The sequence below is a fragment of the Providencia sp. wls1914 genome (assembly GCF_009706645.1).
Lineage (GTDB): Bacteria > Pseudomonadota > Gammaproteobacteria > Enterobacterales > Enterobacteriaceae > Providencia > Providencia zhijiangensis.
The window spans coordinates 1-20192 of record NZ_WLUN01000016.1; the positions used below are offsets into that span (position 1 = coordinate 1).

At 43.1% G+C, this 20192-nt stretch carries 12 protein-coding genes, 1 tRNA gene and 3 pseudogenes; 1 reads left to right on the forward strand and 15 read right to left on the reverse strand.

What is annotated here, in order from left to right; all coding sequences use genetic code 11:
• The 15 genes and pseudogenes from GKR74_RS10630 to GKR74_RS10700 all read right to left on the reverse strand — a co-directional run.
• Positions 1 to 426, reverse strand: a pseudogene (locus tag GKR74_RS10630) (DUF6708 domain-containing protein); the annotation flags it as partial.
• Positions 427 to 430: 4 nt separating this feature from the next.
• Positions 431 to 3049, reverse strand: coding sequence for a T6SS effector BTH_I2691 family protein (locus tag GKR74_RS10635; RefSeq protein ID WP_154603544.1), 2619 nt, complete (start codon positions 3047 to 3049; stop codon positions 431 to 433).
• A 2-nt stretch (positions 3050 to 3051) separates the two neighbouring features.
• Positions 3052 to 3915, reverse strand: coding sequence for a DUF4123 domain-containing protein (locus GKR74_RS10640; RefSeq protein WP_154603545.1), 864 nt, complete (start codon positions 3913 to 3915; stop codon positions 3052 to 3054).
• Positions 3916 to 3924: 9 nt separating this feature from the next.
• Entirely contained in the window at positions 3925 to 6321 is a 2397-nt protein-coding gene (locus GKR74_RS10645; protein ID WP_154603546.1) for a type VI secretion system Vgr family protein, read from the reverse strand.
• Positions 6264 to 8981 (reverse strand): annotated as a pseudogene (gene tssH, locus GKR74_RS10650) (type VI secretion system ATPase TssH). The gene GKR74_RS10645 and the pseudogene tssH overlap by 58 nt, the downstream one beginning before the upstream one ends.
• Before the next feature lie 212 nt (positions 8982 to 9193).
• Positions 9194 to 9685: an Hcp family type VI secretion system effector gene (locus tag GKR74_RS10655; protein ID WP_006660409.1), complete on the reverse strand. Its 492-nt coding sequence runs from the start codon at positions 9683 to 9685 to the stop codon at positions 9194 to 9196.
• Positions 9686 to 9687: 2 nt separating this feature from the next.
• Positions 9688 to 11427, reverse strand: coding sequence for an OmpA family protein (locus GKR74_RS10660; RefSeq protein WP_154603548.1), 1740 nt, complete (start codon positions 11425 to 11427; stop codon positions 9688 to 9690).
• A 2-nt stretch (positions 11428 to 11429) separates the two neighbouring features.
• On the reverse strand, positions 11430 to 12086 hold the full coding sequence (tssL, locus tag GKR74_RS10665; protein WP_154603549.1) for a type VI secretion system protein TssL, short form: 657 nt from the start codon (positions 12084 to 12086) through the stop codon (positions 11430 to 11432).
• Positions 12086 to 13420 (reverse strand): annotated as a pseudogene (tssK, locus tag GKR74_RS10670) (type VI secretion system baseplate subunit TssK); the annotation flags it as partial. The gene tssL and the pseudogene tssK, both read right to left, overlap by 1 nt.
• 22 nt (positions 13421 to 13442) lie before the next feature.
• Positions 13443 to 14987 (reverse strand): type VI secretion system contractile sheath large subunit, encoded by a 1545-nt coding sequence (gene tssC, locus GKR74_RS10675; protein WP_154603551.1) that lies wholly within the window; start codon positions 14985 to 14987, stop codon positions 13443 to 13445.
• A gap of 19 nt (positions 14988 to 15006) precedes the next feature.
• Complete coding sequence (gene tssB, locus GKR74_RS10680) at positions 15007 to 15504, reverse strand: type VI secretion system contractile sheath small subunit (RefSeq protein WP_154603552.1); 498 nt, start codon at positions 15502 to 15504, stop codon at positions 15007 to 15009.
• A 536-nt stretch (positions 15505 to 16040) separates the two neighbouring features.
• Positions 16041 to 16568 (reverse strand): YcxB family protein, encoded by a 528-nt coding sequence (locus GKR74_RS10685; RefSeq protein WP_154603553.1) that lies wholly within the window; start codon positions 16566 to 16568, stop codon positions 16041 to 16043.
• A gap of 140 nt (positions 16569 to 16708) precedes the next feature.
• A tRNA-Pro gene (locus tag GKR74_RS10690) sits at positions 16709 to 16785 on the reverse strand.
• Between the two features lie 107 nt (positions 16786 to 16892).
• Positions 16893 to 18608 (reverse strand): LPS biosynthesis-modulating metalloenzyme YejM, encoded by a 1716-nt coding sequence (gene yejM / locus GKR74_RS10695; protein ID WP_154603554.1) that lies wholly within the window; start codon positions 18606 to 18608, stop codon positions 16893 to 16895.
• 21 nt (positions 18609 to 18629) lie between these two features.
• Entirely contained in the window at positions 18630 to 18857 is a 228-nt protein-coding gene (locus GKR74_RS10700; RefSeq protein ID WP_108477939.1) for a YejL family protein, read from the reverse strand.
• 238 nt (positions 18858 to 19095) lie between these two features.
• Between GKR74_RS10700 and yejK the strand changes: the two genes are divergently transcribed.
• Positions 19096 to 20097 (forward strand): nucleoid-associated protein YejK, encoded by a 1002-nt coding sequence (yejK, locus tag GKR74_RS10705; RefSeq protein ID WP_108477940.1) that lies wholly within the window; start codon positions 19096 to 19098, stop codon positions 20095 to 20097.
• Positions 20098 to 20192: the final 95 nt, after the last annotated feature.

Below are 20192 nucleotides of genomic sequence, written 5' to 3' on the forward strand. Positions count from 1 at the left end.
AACATGAACCAATTGGTTTTTACGATCAAATCTAATGGGATAGTGTGTCCAAGCAAACCATTCAGTTTTAAGTAAATAAGCCATGAATATAATCATAGGTGAAAATATAAATGCTAATAAAAAAAAACCAGTTAATTGATTTGAAGTATAACTATCAGATATTGCCATTGATATTGCCATTGATAATAGAATACCTAAAAGAGCTATGCATGCAAACGATGAAAGAAAACTCATATAACCACGGCCTGAGTAAAATTTATCAACCAACTCTAAATAATGCGAATTAATTTGAATCACAGTCAGGTCAGGTATCACTTCTTCGTGAGTTAACTCAAGTCGTATATTTTGGTCAAGGTGCTCTTCACGTTCTTTGTTGGTAAGAGGACGGTTAAGCTTAAACTTGGGGTGTAATCCATAAATATCCATGATGTTATCCTAGCCCTAAAGCGCGTTGCAATTCATCCAGTTCCATATCCATGGTTGGATATATATCAGGTAATTTATTTTCTGAGTTTTCTGAGGGTTCAACGCGCCATAAGCATCGTTCTAACCATTTTTGGATATTATCCTGCCCTGTTATGGCAATATAAATTGCAGTACCTATTGCGGCAATAACTGCAAATAAGGTGATGACTAAACCTACAGGTCCTAATGTGGCAGCAAAAATAACATAAATAAGCCATATATCAGCTAATGTTGATATTCCATAAGCGAGCATTAATCCAGTATGGCCCTTGCTCCATTCATCGAATGTATGGTAAGCATCAAAAGCAACGGCGACCATTCCCCCTACAAGGCCAAATCCTTTTTTAGCGATATTCGAAAAGGCTTCAACACCTTTTAGCCCTTTAAATGCAGATGTGTTTACCGCATCATGTTGTTGCAAAAAAACTTGCACACCAGTTTCAATAACGCCAAATGATCCGGATACTATACCTGCAACCCCGCCATAAAATCGGCCATTTTCTTCTAATTGTTCATCACTGAGTGTTTTTTTATTCCCAAAGTCAGCAGTCGTTAAAACGGCCGCTGATTGTAAAATAATTGACAAAATTCCTCCGCCCATTAACGTGATGCTCTTACCCGTCCCGCTTGTTACTTGAGTTTGCCATTTTTCTAGGTTATGCACTTTGGCTTCAGGGCTAGATAACATTAGCTTAGAGAACTCCTTTGCCTTTTCTTCCTTAGATAATTTATTGATATTTTCTACCTGTTTCGGGTCTGCGTCGATAAAAAAAGCTAATGCTCGTTTTTCATAATCAGGAAAACCCAGTTTTTTTCGACGTTCTATTATTTTTTTGACTTCTCTTTCAACTCTATCTTGATTAGGTTTCACTCCATTGTCATTTAATGACATCAATACTTTCACAATCCCTTTTATGAAGTGTTTTTCCTCAGCATATTGAGATACAGGTATTAATGCACGGTTTTGGAAAATACCTAACGCAACAATAAAATCAAAGGTTTTTTTTGACGAAAGGGTTTTATTGATGCTTCCTGTAATAGCCGCAGAAATATTGGCAAGGTAGAGCCCAATGACGGATTGTGTTGCTGGATTCGATTTTTCGATTATTTCATTAACAGCATCAACGAGTCCATTCCATGGTAGCGAAATATAATCCGGGGATTGGCTTGTCGCTGCATTAATTTTCGTTATTAACTTTTCATTATTAATAGCGAGTGCACGTCCTAAGATATTGCTTGTATTCGTTAAAGGCTGAAATAAGGATTCATTAAAAAAATCTAATGTGCCTTTTTTATTTAGCATATTAGTAATGCAATAATTTATTGTTGAAGTATATGCAAGGCAACTGATTAAATCATCAGAATCAAAATGAGTGGTGAAATAATGAACTAAGGTGGGTGTTTTAAGCCAATTAAGATAAAACTCTGTGCGTGGTGAGATGATTCGGGAATCATATTCTTTTAAAATGTTATTGAATTTATTTTTAAAAGTTTCAAGCTTATTTTTGTCATAATACTTTTGATAATCAGCCCAAAATTCTTGTGTTTTATTATCAAGCTGATCTTCGCGTAATTCACTATACCATGTTCTTGGTGCTGGTTTATTTAAAGTAAAAAGCAATGTTCGTGGATCATTCTGTATATATTTTTCACCTAGCTGAGTGTTAGCATTATAGCTTAGTTTGAATTGCCTTTTCATTCCATTTTCTAAACTGCTAATTGATGCATAGAGCATCACTTCACGCTTAATATCAGGGCGCTGATAGACATTCTTGCGGAGTTCGAATTCTATTAATGTTGAGATATCGCTTAAAATTCCTGTCGGGTCTTGCAAGACAAGAAGTGCTCCATTGGGGTGAAGGTCTTGACTTGCCGTCGCCTCTACTTGCCGACCAGTTGCTATTGGACTGAACTTCGAGGTGATGGGATACACCAAGGTCTTGAGCCCTTCAAGGAGGTCGAGCTGCGCGATGAGCACTGACCATTTCCACATTTGGCTTTTTTTGACGTGCTGAAAGTAATCCGCGACGGTATTTTCCAACTGCGATAACGGTAACGCCTGTGCCGCGGATTGAGTATTTAGCCATGCATCCATATCAAAAGGCTGCATATACCGTTCACGGTGGCTTTTATCTTCGAATTGTTTTCGGATGGATTCTGTCCATTTCACTTCAGACCATGCAAACCAAAACAGTCCATTTTTCATTCCGTCAGGCATCACCGGTAAGGTGATGAGAGAGGCTTTAGCTAACTCCTCAGGCTGGTCAATGCAGGGTTTCATTTTACCGGATGCGACCTCATCGGGTACATCTCCATTTTCTGGGAGAGGGTAGTAAAAACCGCCCTTGGTGACAAAATAATTAATCCATGAGTTACCTAATTCATCCCAAATATTTAAGTAGCCAGAGCGCAATAACCGCAAGGTATACGTAGTTTCCCCTTGGGCTTCAACGGGGACATGAATACTTTTAGGCATAACAGGGAGAATATCATGTTGAGACATAATAGCAGGGCGAGCGAGTAAAATGGGAAATCCACGTCGAATGCAAAAACTGCAACCTTGCGACTCATTTTTATCTTTCATATCTAGATTCCTTTAGACGTTATTAACGTGGGAGCATTGGCTTTTATTTCTTGCCAGCGCTTTTCATTCCAATTGGAGGTTGTACGACGGTAATATTCAGGATTATGAGCAGCAACTTTTAATACAGCTTGAACATCATGATGTAACCAAAAAGCACATTGTTGCTCGATGCCTTGTTGTACAAAAATATTTATATCTTTATTTATAACCAAACCACAATTGGATGCGATCAATAGCAACTCATCAATGTGTCGGCTAAGTCTAATTTTTTCGTCTAAGTTTTTTGTAATAGGTAATTGTTCTAACACTTGGTTAATTAAACCAATCCTATTAATTTGTTCTAACGGTAAATTAATAGGATCATTTTTGATATAAGGTGCTTTTTCTTGAAAACTTAACGTATGCCATTGTTTATCAATAAAAAATGTCCAAGATGGAATTGCTTGCGTTTTTAAGTAAGTTTGCAACTGCCAAGGGGTCAGCATCCAAGATAATTGAATTAAAACTCTGGGATCGTAGTAGCGAAAAAGATAGTTTTGTTGTTTTTCATCATTAATTAAAAGAAGGCTAGCTAGCTCATTGCGCAATGATTCTGCTGATAAAGGGCTGCTGAGTAATAAGTTGATGTTAGGTGTTGAAAGCCCTTGAGATTGTTCTGTTATTTTAGTGATGAACTTTTGCCAATCTGGCGTGGGTAATTCATGCAGTGATATTAGTGCTGGGTATAAATGTGATTGGGGGGCCAAGTGTGCTGAGACAATATCTAATGAGGGATAGTCATCAAGTAATGAACGAGCAAATGCTTTATCAATTAATGCAAATTGGTGCTCACCGAAATTTTTATGTTGGGGTAGATAGTGTGTCATACAGTATCCTTAGCGTAGAGGTACAATACCTGAACCCTGTTGAGCAGCTTCTGAAGTCATGGATTCACAAGCAGTAAATTGTGGATACGGCATATTCAACGTTGCAGCATCCATATATTGAAGATTTGAACTTTTTACATTGAAGTCTCCACTCGTTCCGTGCTCTATCTGTGAACCTTCAATGGTGATATACGAGCTACCAGATTGCAGTGTAATTTTTTTCTTTGCACTGATGATAATTTCATCGTTAGTACTCGTAATATTCAGCCCTTTTTGTGCAATGATGTCGACTTCACCTGTTTGAGCTTGTATTTCTACCTTACCTGCCGCACTAACCAGTTTCATGCCTAGTTCATGCGCAAATAAAACAACTTTTTTCTTAGCAAATAAGACAAGGCGCTTGAGTGATGATATTTCTGTATTACCCGCAGCGGTATAAATTTGATTGCCGTTACTACTGTATTGAATATGTTTAGGGGTTGAGGTTGCAATACCGCCTGGAGCACCGATGAGTACGACTGGTTCTTGCAGTTGCTCAATGTTTTGTTGTAAAAATTGTTCTTGTGTTTGATTATCGAGTGATTCGATATCCGCTTGTTCTAATATTGATGATAGAGATTCCGCCATTGATAATGCATCAGAAAGTTGACGTTTGATTTCATCTATATTGAGTTGTTGCTCGTTCGCTTTTTCTTGCTCATGAGTACTTATTAATAACCCTTTACCCGCACGAATCGCGCCCCATCTGTCAGTACGTAACTCAAAACCATCACCGCGCTGTTCGCGCTCGGCGTTGACCAAATGCCCCAGGTTTAACTGGGTTTTTCCGCCATACTCGGTGCTGAGCTTAATATGCTCTTGCCCGCGTTTATCCTCCATGCGCAGTTTGTTATTCGCAGGCGTGCGGATCACATTGCGGGTGTTATTTTTATCCGTAACGTGGTCGGGGTGGCGAGAATCATGCAGTGCGTGGGCGATGTAAGGGCGATCAGGGTCGCCCTCGTGGAAGGCGATAGCGACTTCAGTCCCTTGAATCAGTGGGAAGTGCATTCCATATGTATCGCCGGCGTAAGGCTTCGCCAAACGCACGGGCATACTTTCATAGCCCTTGGTTTTATCATCGCGATCCGCATCGAATTTGACCCAATAAAATCCATGTTCATTTTGATGGGCATAAATATCGTGGTCTTTTGCACTGGTGACGCGCGCCATTAATGTTCCAGCAATGACCGGGCGTGGTTTGAGTGCAGGACGCCAGCACAGTGATTCTGTGTAAGGCACGGCGTCAAAGCGAACAGTTAGCGCTTTATCTCGGCTGGCGGTGAAGCGTAGGCGAGTAATGAGAATTGGCGATTTGAATACGCTGGGTAACGCCGAACTGAGCGGGTTATCTTGAATGCTTAGCACTAATAATGGCGTCAGGTCTGCAGCGCTGCTTTCTCCGCGGAGTAAAGTCTGACGCGCTAAAAAGCGCTCGTGATCGAGTCTTGCCCAGAAGTTAGCGGTTTCAGTTTCAGGGCGAATTTTGTCCCCGCGGGTCAAGTGGCGGCCTTTATAGTGATAAACATCGCCGTAGTTAGTTTTTTCGCCATCGCCACGAGTCATGTCCGCGACAGCGGAAATCAACGTATCTTCAGCCAGTCTGTGGTTATAATCTTTGGCAAAAACAGTACTTTCAACTACTTGATGACGCAAAGATAATCCCCAAACACTGTCAACATGGTTATCGCTCAGCCCAGATGGGCTATTTAATGGCAGCGTTTTGTCATACACATAACCGCGTTGACTGTCCGTAAAGTGGAGTACCTCGGTTTGGGTATCATCTTGTAAACCAAAGCGATAAAAAATACCCACTTCACTGAGTAAGCGTTCAATAAATTGGCGGTCGCTTTCGTTAATTTGGTTGATTTGTTCGCGTTTTGGGTACTCTTTGTCGAGATGAAATTCGAACTCCCAGCCTTTGAAATTATGTTCACGCAGAATTTGTTCAACCACATCAGGAATGGATTGGTTGATAAAGAAGCGGTGGCTGCGAATTTGATGGCGGAGTAGCGCAAAAAAAGGCTCGATGACTAACTGGTAGCGAGCTTCATCCGCAGAACCAGAGAGACGACGAAAATCCGTCACCACCCCATGAACGCGCTTGGCTACGCTAGGTTGAGTGGCGAGTCCCATTAAATTATTTATCGGCGCGGAAAAGGTCAGGCTGGCATTACGGCGCAATAATTGTTGAGCAGAAAGATCTTGGGCAGAACAGGTAAACGTGATTTGGTAGCGATAGGTATCGCTAGCGGCTTCACGACCCGTAAAATGTTCAACATCCAGTAAATCTGAGCAGCCTTGCACTTCTAGGCGATAGCGGTTTTGGCCTTGAAGGAGGTTTTTGGCTGTATCGAGTAGGCTCATGGATTTATCTCCTCAATATCACGGAAACTCAGGGTGATCCCGTCTTCTTCGCTATAACCCAACGTCAGGCTTTGTGCTTGCTGGTGGTTAGCTTGGCGCATCAGCAGTTGTTGGCTCAGTACTGGTAAAATCTGCTGATTCAGTAGGCTGTCTATATTGCGGGCGCCAGTGTCAGGTAATAAACAGGCGCTCACGAGCGTGTCATAGAGCGCTTCTTCGATAATGCCCTCAAGCTTGTAGTGGGTGTAAAGACGCTTAATCACGCTGGCCAGTTTCATTTCAACAATTTGGCGCAGAGCGACAGGGCCTAATGGACGATAAATTAGGGTTTGGAAGCGTGCGAGTAAGGCGGGTTGGAAGTGTTCGCGCAAAGTTGGGTGCAGCAGTTCTTGCAGCTCGCCGTCGGTAGACTCAGGGAACTCTTCGAGTTGCTGCATCAACAAGTCACTGCCCAAGTTTGCTGTCATTAAGATCACGGTATTGCGAAAATCAATTTCACGACCTTCGCCATCGCGCATAAATCCACGGTCGAAAACTTGATAAAACAGGTTGAGTACATCGCGGTGGGCTTTTTCCACCTCATCAAGTAACACGACGCTGTAAGGACGCTTGCGAACGGCTTCCGTTAAAATCCCGCCTTGACCGTAACCCACATAACCTGGAGGCGAGCCTTTTAATTGGCTGACAGTGTGGGCTTCTTGATACTCGGACATATTGATGGTAATTAAAGATTTTTCGCCACCAAACAGGACATCTGCCAAAGCTAAGGCGGTTTCAGTTTTACCGATTCCGCTTGGACCCACTAATAAAAATACCCCTTGAGGGCCATTTTCTGAGGCGAGACCCGTGCGAGCTGCACGTAGTCGCTGTCCAAGCCCCAGTAATGGGCTTTCTTGACCCACAACGCGTTTACCTAGCGAGTCTTCTAACTCCAGTAGCTCAGTTTGTTCGTCTTTTAAGAGGCTGGATAATGGCACACCCGTCCAGTCGGCGATAACAGTAGCCACCGTTCTAACATCCACATCGGGGGTGATCAGCGGTTCATTTTGCTGAATAAGTTCTAACTGTGATTGGATATCGCTGACATCTTGAGATTGACGGCGCTGTTCTAAGAGCTCGCTGATAAGGTTTTTTTCTTGCTCAAAACGCTGTTCTAAATCAGCCAGCTGTATGGCGATTTGGGCATCTTGAGTGACTAGTTCGCTCAGTAGGGATTGGTTGGTGGTGTTGCCAATGGCCAAATCATCAAGGATCGCTTGCTGTTCAAGTTCTAATGCATTGCGCTTGGCTTTTAAACGGGTCAGTGCTTCAGGAAGCGTATCGAGGCTCATGCGGATACGGGCGCTGGCGGTATCGAGCAAATCCACGGCTTTATCGGGGAGTTGGCGACCGGTTAAGTAACGGCGAGATAAGGTGACAGCGGCTTTGACCGCATCATCGGTAATGTGAACACCATGATATTTTGCATAGCGTGGTTTTAGTCCACGCAGCATTAAGCAAGCTTTCTCGTCATCAGGTTCATCAACTTTAACCACTTGGAAGCGGCGCTCTAAAGCGGCGTCACGCTCGAAATATTGCTTATATTCAGACCAAGTGGTTGCCGCGATAGTGCGTAGTTCACCACGGGCAAGGGCGGGTTTGAGTAAGTTAGCGGCATCAGCGCCACCGGCTTGGTTGCCTGCGCCAATGATGGTATGGGCTTCATCGATAAACAGTAAAATCGGCGTAGGAGATTGTTGTACGGCTTCAATCACGTTTTTTAAGCGCTGTTCAAATTCGCCTTTGACGCCAGCCCCCGCTTGCAGTAGCCCTAAATCTAATGTGCGTAATGATGTGGTTTGCAGGCTGACAGGAACATTACCTTCAACGATACGTAGGGCTAAGCCTTCCACTAACGCGGTTTTCCCGACACCCGGTTCCCCCACGAGAATGGGGTTATTTTTGCGACGGCGAGACAGAATATCGACCATTTGACGGATTTCGTCATCACGTCCAAAGACAGGGTCAATCACGCCTTCGCGTGCTTTTTCGGTCACATCCACCGTAAATTTATTCAGCACGGCGAGTAAGGCATCATTCAGTGTGTTACCGATGACATTCGGTGCTGGAGCTTCGTTTGTTGATTGCGAGTCAAGTGGCGCTTCTGCTGGTAAAGATTGATTATGCGCCGCAAGTTGCTGAACTTCAGGGCGTTCATCGGATTGAGCATCAAGCATTGGTCTTAAACGTTGTAATTGCGTGAGGCTTAAGGTCATTAATGGCCAAAGGGCGTCGTTCAGAACTAAAGAGGGTTGTTTCACCATCGCTGCAAGAATATGGACGCTGCGAATGTGCTCGATATCTTCATCCAATGAGGCTATCACCCATGCGTTTTGAATTAAGTTTAGGAGTGATTTTGAGAGGGATGGGCGGCTATGGATAGAGCGGGGTAGGCTGTCGATGTCTGTTAACAGGCTTTGCCAAAGTGCAGAAATATCCCATTCATAGCGGCGCGCTAACACAGTGATATCACTTTCTCCTAGCTCAAGCAGCTTGAGTAACCAATGTTCGATGGTGACCTCAGCATGGGCGCGTGTTTGGCACAAGGAAGCTGCTGCCTCTAGTGCATTTGCACAGAAAGGGTTTAGGCGACGCAATAACATAACTGAAGAATTTTCCATGTTCTCTCCCTAGATAATCTGGTGGATATCAATGTGTTTAGGCACGCTACCGCCCCTAACCGTTAACCGAGGTTCATAAGGTGATATTGGCGATGGGAATGCGCGGTTGAAAGCGCGTATAGCTTGTTTAATGGCAAAATGTGTTGTGTGTGAGTGAGGTTGCGCAAGAGGCGCAAGAAAAAAGCAGACGCCGAAACGCCTGCTTGTCTTAATTAAGCGGTAGCACGCTCATTCCAAGAATCGGAATGGATGATGTTGCCGTCTTTGTATGTCCAAGTGATTTTTTCATAGCGCAGCTCAATCTCTTCGAGATGGTTATGCTTCTCTTTACCTGGATCTTTAATGTCGTGCATTTTTGGAGCGACTTTCACGACTTTGACGTTTTCAAGCTTGGTGTTGAAATATTCGACTTCTTGTCCTGCGTCATCAATGCGATACCATTTGAATTCAGCTTCTTTCAAGGTTTGACCCGTGGTCACAGCCTTGTAAAGGTAAGGGCTTGAAGCATCAATTTCTTTAACGAAAATGAATGGCGTATGGATACGAGTACCTGTTAATTTACCGGTATTGTTATCCGTTGGGATGTACAGGTTATGGTCTTGAGCAACCACTTCGATGCTGCCTTCACGGTCTTGTACGTCGACAGAACCTTTAATTTCAGCACCGCCATCATCTTTCAGCCATAAATAAACTGGAATAGCCATAACTACTTCTCCTTTAGTGTGGAATGTGTACCACCATCCATCGATGGTACGGTGTTGACGCCTAATATCTGACAAGCTTCAGCTTGAGGTATCAGGCGAATTTCTACGCGGCGATTGCGAGCTCGTCCGTCAGTGGTGTTGTTGTCGGCAACGGGGTTATTTTGCCCGTATCCCTGCACAGCAAAGCAGGTTGGCGAGATATCGCTGGTTTGAATCATCCAATCACGGACAGACTCTGCGCGTTTTAAAGACAGTTTTTGATTTTGTTCTGGATTCCCGGTGTTATCGGTATAGCCAGAAACCATAATTAACCAGCCGGGTTTGGCTTTGATATTGAGTAACGCATCAACTAATACTTTGGTCGCGCCCGTTTTGAGTGTGTATTGCCCAACATCGAATAAAGACAAGCTATCCAAAGTGACAATTTGAGGTGGGGCAGTCGGCGCTTCAGGGGCGATTTCAGGTTGAGAAGGCGCCCAACTTCCTAGCAGAGTATGTAAGTAAGGCAATATTCGATTACCTTGATATAACGCTAAAGAGTAAGCGCTTGGGATCCCTTCACGCTCCCAGCGTGCAAGCTCAGCGGCATCATCTTGGAGCTGCTGATAAGCGGTCAATTTTGGTGCGAGTGGAACATCTGAAAGCTGAGAGAAACGAGCAATATCTTCACCAATATGGCGAATGAGTTGTTGGTTGTGGTGGTAGCTGCCGACTAAAGCACCCACTAAGAAAATCCCAAAAATAGCGCCAATTGCACCGAGGCTTTTTTCCGTTCGGCTTAAGCTAATATCATGATGTAAGCGGCGTAGCATGACATCCGGCAAAGGGAGTAAATCCGTTGTTTGTACTGAGGAGTGTAATGGCAATGTGGTTTTTTCTTGGATGAATTGCTGCCATAAATTGTTCGGCTGACTAGTGATATCTATCCACTGAATGGCCCATGCTGAAGGGATTTGCTTCGGAGCTCCAGCTTGAGGCAGGGTGAATTGAGGCACTAAAACCTGGTTTAGCCAACTTTGTAAGGTGTCTAGCCACAGCGAAAATTGTAGGCTTTGTTCTGACTGTCCGAAATGCGTAGGTAGCCACACGGAGTAAGGGACTGACATCGCACCTTCTTGCTCTACCTGAAATTCAGTTTGGTGGCTGAGTAACGTCATCCAAGGGGTATGTTCATCATCAACATGTATAGCGGTTTCAGCGTGATGAGGTTTAGAAAGGTATACCGTTACCCAAAATGGTAATTTAGCACCGATTTTTTGACGGCCTTCTCCAATCGCTCGACGCCAATTGAGTAGCGCTTGTGTCAGGGTTTCTTGTTGGGTCAGTTGCTCGGGTAATACAACGTAAAGTAAGGATAAGTGCCCAGATAGTGAAGGGGCATATTCCACCAATGCGGCAATCAGTTTAACGAGCTCAGTGGGCGCGGATACACGAATGTACCAACCTTGATTTGTTTCTCTGTGTAATTGGTCATCCAGGAATAGTGCTTGAGATTGACCACAGACTAAAATGACAGGTCCCTGATAATTATCAGCCGGAAATGCACCCGTATAATCATGTTCAGTGGATAACACTTGGCGTCGTTGTTTATATTGCCAAAACAACATTCCACCCGTCAGTACTAAGACGAAGGCGGAAACAAAAATGGTGACACTTTGCCCTAGAGACCAAAATCCCCAGAGTAGCCACAAGAAAAGCCCTGTAGCAAAAAGCGTCAGACACTGTCTGATTGGATTTTGCATGCCTATCCCTGTGTCATCCACTGTTGTAGTAAATGTTCTAGCGAAGCACTGAATCCCCACCACATGGCGGTGAGTATTAGGATGCCACCTACCCAACCAAACCAGTAAAGTCTGCGACGGCTAAACCGTAATTTAGGTTTTACGACGAGAGGCAATTCTGAAGCGATCAGATAGTCTGGAAGTTGAACATTAAGTTGAGCGACGATGCGTTCACGTTCTGGCGCCTCTTTTTGGCGAAACTTACCGACAAACCCGAGAGTAAGCACGCGATGAAAACAGAGCAAAACGTCAGGATTCGGAGCGGTTTCATTTAAAATGCTGCGTAGGCGATCCCAAAGTTTGTCTCCCGCTTCTAATGTATTGAAGTAGCGTGCTTGCAAAGGAGATTGGATCCATGTGTTGTAGCCATCATCTTGGTGTTGGCGATTCATCACAGATTCATCAATCAGGGCACATTGAGCGTATTGCATATGTTCAATGGCGGATTCAGGGTAGCCATGTTCGAGCAGTTTTTGACGTGTTTCATCAATGAGTTGGCAAACGCGACGATAAAAACTATCCCCTTGAGTGATGGTGGTGCCTTGATGTAATTGGCAAACCATCAGCCAAGTTTGGGCGAAGATCATGTCGATAGTATGGTGCGATGTTGTATTGTTCATGAGCGAAGTACCGCAAACAGCTCTAATTGAATGTCACCTAACGTGCTTGGAACATAGAAAGCACATTGCCCAGAAGAGAGCATGGCTTGACCCGCAGGTGTTTCAATATCTAGCGCAAAATATTGGTTTTCTAAGCGAAGAGGGACCGCCGTTGGAACATGGCTGAGCGGTTTCAATGGAATACCATTGAGTGCCACATTAACGACGTCCGCCACATCATCACTGCTGCCCGCTTTGCAAAGGAGTGGAAATTGAGCGATCAATAAGTGAGCAGGCAATGATGAGCGAACCGATAAGTAAAAATCGGCTTCTTCACGTAATCGACCGTCATGGAGTTGACCTTTCCAGAATGGACCTTCTTTCGCCAATTCAATGCTAATAACGCGAGAAGGCAAACTGGCTTCAAGCAGTGTATTTAACAAGGCAAAAAGAGGTGGGAAAACAAGCTCTGGCTGCTCATGTTTGTATAGCGGGATATCTTCCAGCTTACTTTCTAAGGAAAAAGTTAATAAGCTGCCCGCTAAACGAGCTAGCTCTCGATAGAGTAATTCAGGATGACGATGTAATGCGGTGCTGAGTTCATTGAGGACCGGCTCGGCACTATTCAGTGAATTCAGTAACCAAAACAGTGAAACATCAGCGACCACAAAGTCGGCCATTTTTTCATTACTTTCGCGACGTAGCGCCATTAAACGACGGCGCTTAGCCACTAAACGGTGCATAAACTCAGAAAGCAATGTGCGTAATTCAGCACTTCCTTGACAGGAAAGTAAGGGAGGAATGAAGTGGCTATCAAATTCCCACATCCCTTGAGCGTTGCGAATAAGGCGTGCAACAGGGCAGGTCATATAGGCTTCATTCTCATCATGAGCAAAACGCAGTGTTGCCACGTGACGTAACACGGCAATATCTGTTTGTTCATGCCCTAATAAGTCTTGAACTTTAACCCATTCTTGGCTAAATCGACGTGGGCGATCGGTTCCTGTTTCAGGAACTAAGTTTCCGCCATTGGCTAGCATTAAAGGCAATGCCAGAACGATATCCAATGACTGGCGATCCGCATAATCATTGAGGGACAATACCGGAGGAAGGGCATCAGCTAAGGTTGTGTCAATCAGTGTGCCATCGTGAAAGCGCACCACGATTTTTTGGGCGCTTACGCGAGAGAGCGTTAATGCACTGGCATCAAACTCGGTACTAATGACGCCCCACGTGGAGGCGATACCCATTTGTGCGACCACTTCAGCAACATGACCGTCCCAACGGGCTTGCTGTTGAAATTGCTGAGGGGCCAAAAAGGCCCCGTCTGTCCATAGGGGACGGTAGATTTTCATCCTGAATGACCTTTAATAACCGTTAGGCTTTTGCTTTAGGCATTTGTGAAACTAGCGATAAATCAACATCCATACCTTCGACTTGGAAGTGTGGAACCGCGTACAGTTTCACACGGAAGAAGCCCGGGTTATCTTCGATATCTTCAACAACCACTTTTGCATCACGCAGCGGGTGAGAAGCTTGTAAATCATCACCAGGATCGGTCATTTCAGTCACTAAGCCACGAACCCAGTTGTTGAGTTCTAATTCAAGTAAGCGTCTGTCTTTGGTGGTACCAATGTTTTCGCGTTGAATCAGCTTCAAGTAATGGGCGATACGGGACAGTAAGAAAATGTATGGCAAACGAGCGTTGATACGGCTGTTTGCGGTGGCATCCGCGGTATCGTATAACGCGGGCTTCTGCGCCGAGTTAGCAGAGAAGAAACAGGAGTAATCACGGTTTTTGTAGTAAGACAGCGGGATAAATCCAAGATTGGCGAATTCAAATTCACGGGTCTCTGGGATCATCACTTCGGATGGAATTTTGACCTGACTGCCCGTTCCTAAATCAAACAGGTGGATTGGGAGATCTTTAACAGCACCACCGGCTTGAGGTCCACGAATTTGGACACACCAACCATTGTTGATAAAACTTTTAACCATGTTGGCAGCAAAAGCAAAGGTGGCGTTGGTCCACAGGTATTTCTCGTGGTCTGGGCCTTTAACTTCTTCAACGTAGTTGAAGCTACGAACCGGTACAGTATCTGGGCCATATGGTAGACGACCAAGCACACGAGGCATGGTTAAGCCGATATATCGAGCATCATCAGAGTCACGGAATGATTTCCATTTGATGTATTCAGCACGATCAAAATAGTTGCCAATATCTTTGATTGCCGCCACTTCTTCCATCGTCTCTTTACCGAAGAATTTTGGTCCTACAGAGCCGATAAATGGCATATGTGCGGATGCTGAGACTTTGGAGATGCTACGCAGTAAGGCGATATCTTGCGGGCTACGGTCAAACTCATAGTTAGAAATCATTGCTGCGATAGGTTCGCCACCTGGGGTGTCATATTCCGCAATGTAAGTATGGTGATAAAGGCCGCTTTGAATGACTTCTGGGCTATCTTCGAAATCTTGGCGTAAATCGTCTTTCGCAATATCTAGCAGTTCAATTTTGACGTTTTGACGAAAATCAGTGCGGTCAACCAGAAATTTCAAGCCACGCCAAGTGGATTCAACTTTTTGGAAGTCTTGGTGGTGCATGACTTCATCCAATTGTTGGCTGATTTGCTTATCAAGTTCAGCAATATGATGGTCGAGCAGGTTTCTATCTAAACGCTCGACTTTTTGACCTGATGATTTTAAACGATCGAGGAAGACTTGAACGGCGACAGTGACGCGTTCGTCAGCCGTTGCATCTGCCAAGGCTGCATTGTCTTGGAATGCGTTAATATCACTGATTGATGCGACTGGCGTTAAATTGATTTTTTCGAACAAAGAAGCATAAACACCTTGATTTGAGGTGTCATCCAGCACAGTTGTTGCGCCTTGAGTTGATTCAGTTTTTACAGACATCAGCATAATCCTTTAATAATCCAAATTAATCTTTCTTCGGTGCTAGCTGTGCTAGTTCTTCACGAAGTTCATCACTGAGCTCTGGATCTTTAAGGATGTTTTCCAGTTCACGGCGGAACGTTGCGTTATCGAGGAGATTAGATTTCAGGTCACGCAGCAAATTGCGCATAGCTAACATTGCGCGTAGTTGAGGAATTTGACGGGCAACTTGCTCAGGCTCAAAATCTTTCATGTTTTTGAAAGAGAGGTTGATGCTTTCTTCACTTCCATCACCGGCAAGGGTGTTTTTCACTGTGAGATTAATGGCCGGTGCAAATTCAGTGAGTACACTATTAAAGTTATTTTTATTGATATTAACTTTTTCGCGCTCAGATAATGCTCGATTATCTTGTCCATTGCTGTAATCACCAACAGCTAATAATTTAAGTGGTAATTCCACTTTTTTCTGCGCACCACCCGTGTGCAAGTCTAATTTGATATTAACTCGAGCCTTCGGTACTTCATTTTGGAAGCTATCTGACATTTTAGGAGTCCTTTAGTGGTATTACTCGCTTTAAATATGAATTATTGGTAAATGAAATATATTCTTCAACTTTAATTTGGCTTAAATCAGTTTGCTATTTTATATAATTTTAAGGCTGATAGATCAAGGTTTCTAATGGATATGATTTTATGTTTGAGTGTGATGTAACGTATTTTTACGTATTAGCAGCTATTTAATTAATTAAAAATCATTTAAAATCAAAGATAATGTGTATTCACAATGAAAGTGAGTGGATTTTTTGCAGGAAATTTTGATAGTGAAAATAGAGATTATTCTTAAGAAAATCAGAATATATAAATAATTTTACACATAAATAGGGTGATATCGGACGATAATATAGACGAAATACTATTCATGGAGTTATTTCTAATTTTTAATATAAACCGTTAGTTAAAGCTAAAAATAAAGTGTAAAAAAATGTGTAGTGAATATAAATTACTCGCAAAATTTAAAATAAAGCATAATGGATGATTATGCTAAATTAATTCGGTTTACTAAGATTTATTCTGGATTATTTAAAAAATATTTTTTTCAGTGAGGTATTGCACAAACTTTAGATAATTTTCGTGTGAATCAAACGCTCGTTTTGGGAAAATAAAGGCGCTAGTTCTATCAATAAATAGATAATGTGTATCTCCATTTTGTTTTATAAAACGCATTGAATTCCAATTGTAATGCCATAAACCATAAGCACTCTCAATGTGTAATCCATTCTCATCTGCTGTGAATGTTTTTGTGCAGAAAGTTGAGCTATCCATATCAGGAATCGCTTTGTTCAATGTTTTAAACAAACGTATTGCAAAGATGGCATAAAGTAATATCGCCATCAGAACAGCGACAACAAATTGCCCCATATTAAGCTCAATATCAAAATGCTGGAGTAAGGTGAATACCCCACCCATGATGGCAAAGAAAGCCAAATAGAGCAGAGTATAAGTGAGCAAGCTGCGGTTTTTGGGTAAAAAGTAGTTATTTTTATGGCAGTAGCGGCTAAAGGCGATAAATTCTTGGCGTGATAATGCAACCGTGACGGATAGCGACATACTGTGTCCTTAATAAAAGGTTAAAAGAATAGTGTCTATTATTCCGATAGCGATGCAATTTGGCTATCAGATAATGGTCAATGAAAGGGAAGTATTGAATAACAAAAAGCCAACCGAAAAGGCTGGCTTGAGTGAGAATTTGGTCGGCACGAGAGGATTTGAACCTCCGACCCCGGACACCCCATGACCGTGCGCTACCAAGCTGCGCTACGTGCCGATTAATGAATACATGCCTTTACAACAAGGGCTTTAGGCAAAAAATATACTACTCAAAACATTGGCAAAATCAAGAGTAAACCCAGATGACTGATTGAAATTTAAGCGCTAATTTTCATTGAAGCGTTTAAGTTCAGTGAAGATTTTCAGTAGCTCAGCAAGGTCTGGTTTGTCGTCAGTCTGCTCGTTGCCTTGTGGGTCATAGATATTAAATTGGCCATTATGATCCATATACATGGTCGCGCTGTTGGTGGTAATGACGACATCGCTTTTATCGCCGGTGATCACCCACGGATAAGTGCGCTGCGCACTGAAGAGATCTTCACCTTGGCTGTAATCATCAGGTGGGTTATTGACATGTAACACACGCTGCATGAGGGTGGTCATTACGTCTTGATGGCTAGTCAGCTTATCAATTTGTTGTGCTGGAGTATTCGGCCAGTAGATAAATAACGGAACTTGCATACTGTCACGGTTAAAGTGTTTCTTATTCACCCAATCAGTCTCTTGCGAACCGTTACTGTTGTAGTTTGCTGTGATCACCACAATGGTATTGTTAAGCTTGTTCTGGCTCTTCAGCGTATCAATGACTTGGCTGATTTGGTTATCTGTTTGATTACTTCCCGGCGCTCCCTTGATGTTTAAGAATGAGAACCAAGGTGAGCCATGCTTCACGTTATCCAGCCATAAATTCCACTGTGCAATAGTTTGTTTGTCACTGTCCGATGCTTTTGTCGGCAAAGAGTAGTCAGATAAAATCGCTTGTCGGAATAATGGTGAGCTAAACCCATCAGTGGAGAATAAACCAAACTGATAGCCTTGATGTTGTAAAGCTTCAACCAAGACAGAAGGATGGCGACCATTGAGAATATTATCAATATAACTTGATGAAATACCGTAGAACAGCCCAAATAGGGCGGTATCATTGCGTAACCCAGAAGTATAGTGATTGGTAAATTGGGAGCTGATATTTTTGAACTCTTTCAGTGAGTTCATTTGGTTTTGCTGAGAAACATTACCTAAATCATCGACAACCAATAAAAGTAAATTGTAACCCGTACCTTGGTCTTGGTAGCTAAGTGGCTTCAATGGGTACTGAAGTTTCAGTGCAGTTGGACTACCTTGCTGGAAGACACGATTTTGATGTGCAGTCAGGTCGAGTAGCCCATATTTATCAAGAAGTTTGCGCGCTGTCATTGGTTGAGACAGCGGGTAGTTATAGCGTTGCATCGTGATCGGGCGATAAAAATTGGCATCCGCCCACGCATACATTAAATGCGACATCACAAATGTTGCGATGAATAGGCCTGCCAGTGGGCGCCCAAATGTTTGACGACTTAAGCTGCGTAATTTTTGCCAGCTCCAGGTCGCAAATAGCATCTCAACCAAAAAGATAATGGGGATACTGATGAACATCAGTTGCCATTCGCGTGCCATTTCACCTTTGGCGGGGTTAATCACTAAATCCCAAACCTGCGGTGTAAGATGGAGGCCAAATTGGCTAAAAACGCGAATATCAAAGAGTAATAAGGTGAGTCCCGCGGTGGCTAGCGCCACACAGATAACCCTCAACAATCGTTGGGACATAACGATAAAGGTCAGTGGAAAGATGATTAGCAAGTAAGTGGCGAACACCACGAAACTGAAATGACCCAACCAACTGACGAAGGCATAAGCGCGACCAGCGAAGGTATCTGGCCAGTCAAAAATAAACAGATAGCTGCTACTTAGCAAAAGGCAAAGTAGTATATTAAAAAGTGCAAACCAGTGCCCCCAACCAATCATGTTGGAGACTTTATCACGGTAGCGCTGATGGGTGACCATGCTGTTTATTTATCAACCAAATTAGTGTGATTTATCTTCTTGTACAGAAGAAAGTAATGCATTGGCAAAGGACTCTGCAATCATTTTACGCTGAGCAGGGGCGACAGACGTATTGAGCAGATTGGTAACCATGTTACCAAGTACCATTAATGATAGATCAACGGGAGTATGGTTTTTTTCTAACACACTAACAAGGTCAGACAGTAAACCTTCAACTTTTTCATCACTATAGCGAGATGATTGTGGCATAAATTATGACATCCTAAATTAATGAAAGCTCCATATGATAGCCCATTGTGGGTGACTTTTCTTCTTTCTTTAAACAAATTTTCGTTTAATTGATAATAATGTTTATTTAGATCACCGAAGTGGATAATAGTTCGCCATAAAAGTAATAAAAAAATGGCGGTTAACGGTTTCAGTTGCAGACAAATACTAACAGTGTTTGAATACGCGACATTATTTCTGCTAGCGAAAGGAGCCAACAATGAGTCTGGAAATTACCCAGATAGCGTTACACCAGTTGATTAAACGAGATGAACAGACTTTAGAAGTCATGTTGCGTGATTCGTTATTGACGACAGACAATGTTGTGCAAGACATGATGGCAGAATTACATCGTGTATACAGTGCAAAAAGTAAGGCATTTGGTGAGTTCAACGAAGAGAGTGAACTGGCTGAAGCGTTAACGTTACTGCGTAAGGGCGAAGAAGAGTTTTTAGGCTTTAGCCGCGCAATGACCGTGCGTTTAAAAGATGAGCTGGCAAAATACCCGTTTGCTGAAGGCGGCATCGTTCTCTTCTGCCAATATCGTTATTTAGCGGTGGAATACCTGCTGATTGCCGTTCTTAATAGCTGCGATAGCATGTTTGTGACTGAATCCCTCGATTTAGGTACGACTCATTACTTAGATATTCCTCATGCGGATATTGTGGCACGTATTGATTTGACTGAATGGGAAACCAATCCAGAGTCGAAGCGTTATCTGACTTTCCTTAAAGGGCGAGTAGGGCGTAAAGTTTCTGATTTCTTTATGGATTTCTTGGCTGCATCTGAAGGTTTGAATGCGAAGGTACAGAATAAAGGGTTAGTCCAAGCATTGGATGATTTTTGTGATAATGCGCAGATGGATAAAAATACTCGCCAAGCTTACCGCCAACAAGTTCATAGCTATTGCAGTGAGCAATTGCAATCAGGCGAAGAGATTGAGTTGAAGGAACTCTCAAAAGAGCTACCGATGGTGGAAGAGCAAAGCTTTGAAGATTTCACTCGCCAAAATGATTATCAATTGGAAGAGAGTTTTCCTGCTGATCGCGGTACTTTAAAGCAGTTGACGAAATTTTCAGGTAGTGGTGGGGGAATTACGATTAGCTTTGACGCGATGTTAATGGGAGAGCGTATCTTTTGGGATCCCGTGACAGACACATTGACTATTCGTGGAACTCCGCCAAATTTACGTGACCAGTTGCAACGTCGCGGTAATAAATAGTGAACGATAGATTTTCTATAGAAATCTTACGTTAGAAATCTTGTCTTAAAAATAAATAACGCCGCAATTGCGGCGTTATTTACTCGGCGTCCCGA

Bases quoted from the DNA above. Each gene is read 5' to 3' on its own strand.
- GKR74_RS10635 (WP_154603544.1), bottom strand. From the start codon at position 3,049: ATGAAAGATAAAAATGAGTCGCAAGGTTGCAGTTTTTGCATTCGACGT.
- GKR74_RS10700 (WP_108477939.1), bottom strand. From the start codon at position 18,857: ATGCCACAATCATCTCGCTATAGTGATGAAAAAGTTGAAGGTTTACTG.
- tssC (WP_154603551.1), bottom strand. From the start codon at position 14,987: ATGCTGATGTCTGTAAAAACTGAATCAACTCAAGGCGCAACAACTGTG.
- yejM (WP_154603554.1), bottom strand. From the start codon at position 18,608: ATGGTCACCCATCAGCGCTACCGTGATAAAGTCTCCAACATGATTGGT.
- GKR74_RS10645 (WP_154603546.1), bottom strand. From the start codon at position 6,321: ATGAGCCTACTCGATACAGCCAAAAACCTCCTTCAAGGCCAAAACCGC.
- GKR74_RS10655 (WP_006660409.1), bottom strand. From the start codon at position 9,685: ATGGCTATTCCAGTTTATTTATGGCTGAAAGATGATGGCGGTGCTGAA.
- tssL (WP_154603549.1), bottom strand. From the start codon at position 12,086: ATGAACAATACAACATCGCACCATACTATCGACATGATCTTCGCCCAA.
- yejK (WP_108477940.1), top strand. From the start codon at position 19,096: ATGAGTCTGGAAATTACCCAGATAGCGTTACACCAGTTGATTAAACGA.
- GKR74_RS10660 (WP_154603548.1), bottom strand. From the start codon at position 11,427: ATGCAAAATCCAATCAGACAGTGTCTGACGCTTTTTGCTACAGGGCTT.
- GKR74_RS10685 (WP_154603553.1), bottom strand. From the start codon at position 16,568: ATGTCGCTATCCGTCACGGTTGCATTATCACGCCAAGAATTTATCGCC.
- tssB (WP_154603552.1), bottom strand. From the start codon at position 15,504: ATGTCAGATAGCTTCCAAAATGAAGTACCGAAGGCTCGAGTTAATATC.
- GKR74_RS10640 (WP_154603545.1), bottom strand. From the start codon at position 3,915: ATGACACACTATCTACCCCAACATAAAAATTTCGGTGAGCACCAATTT.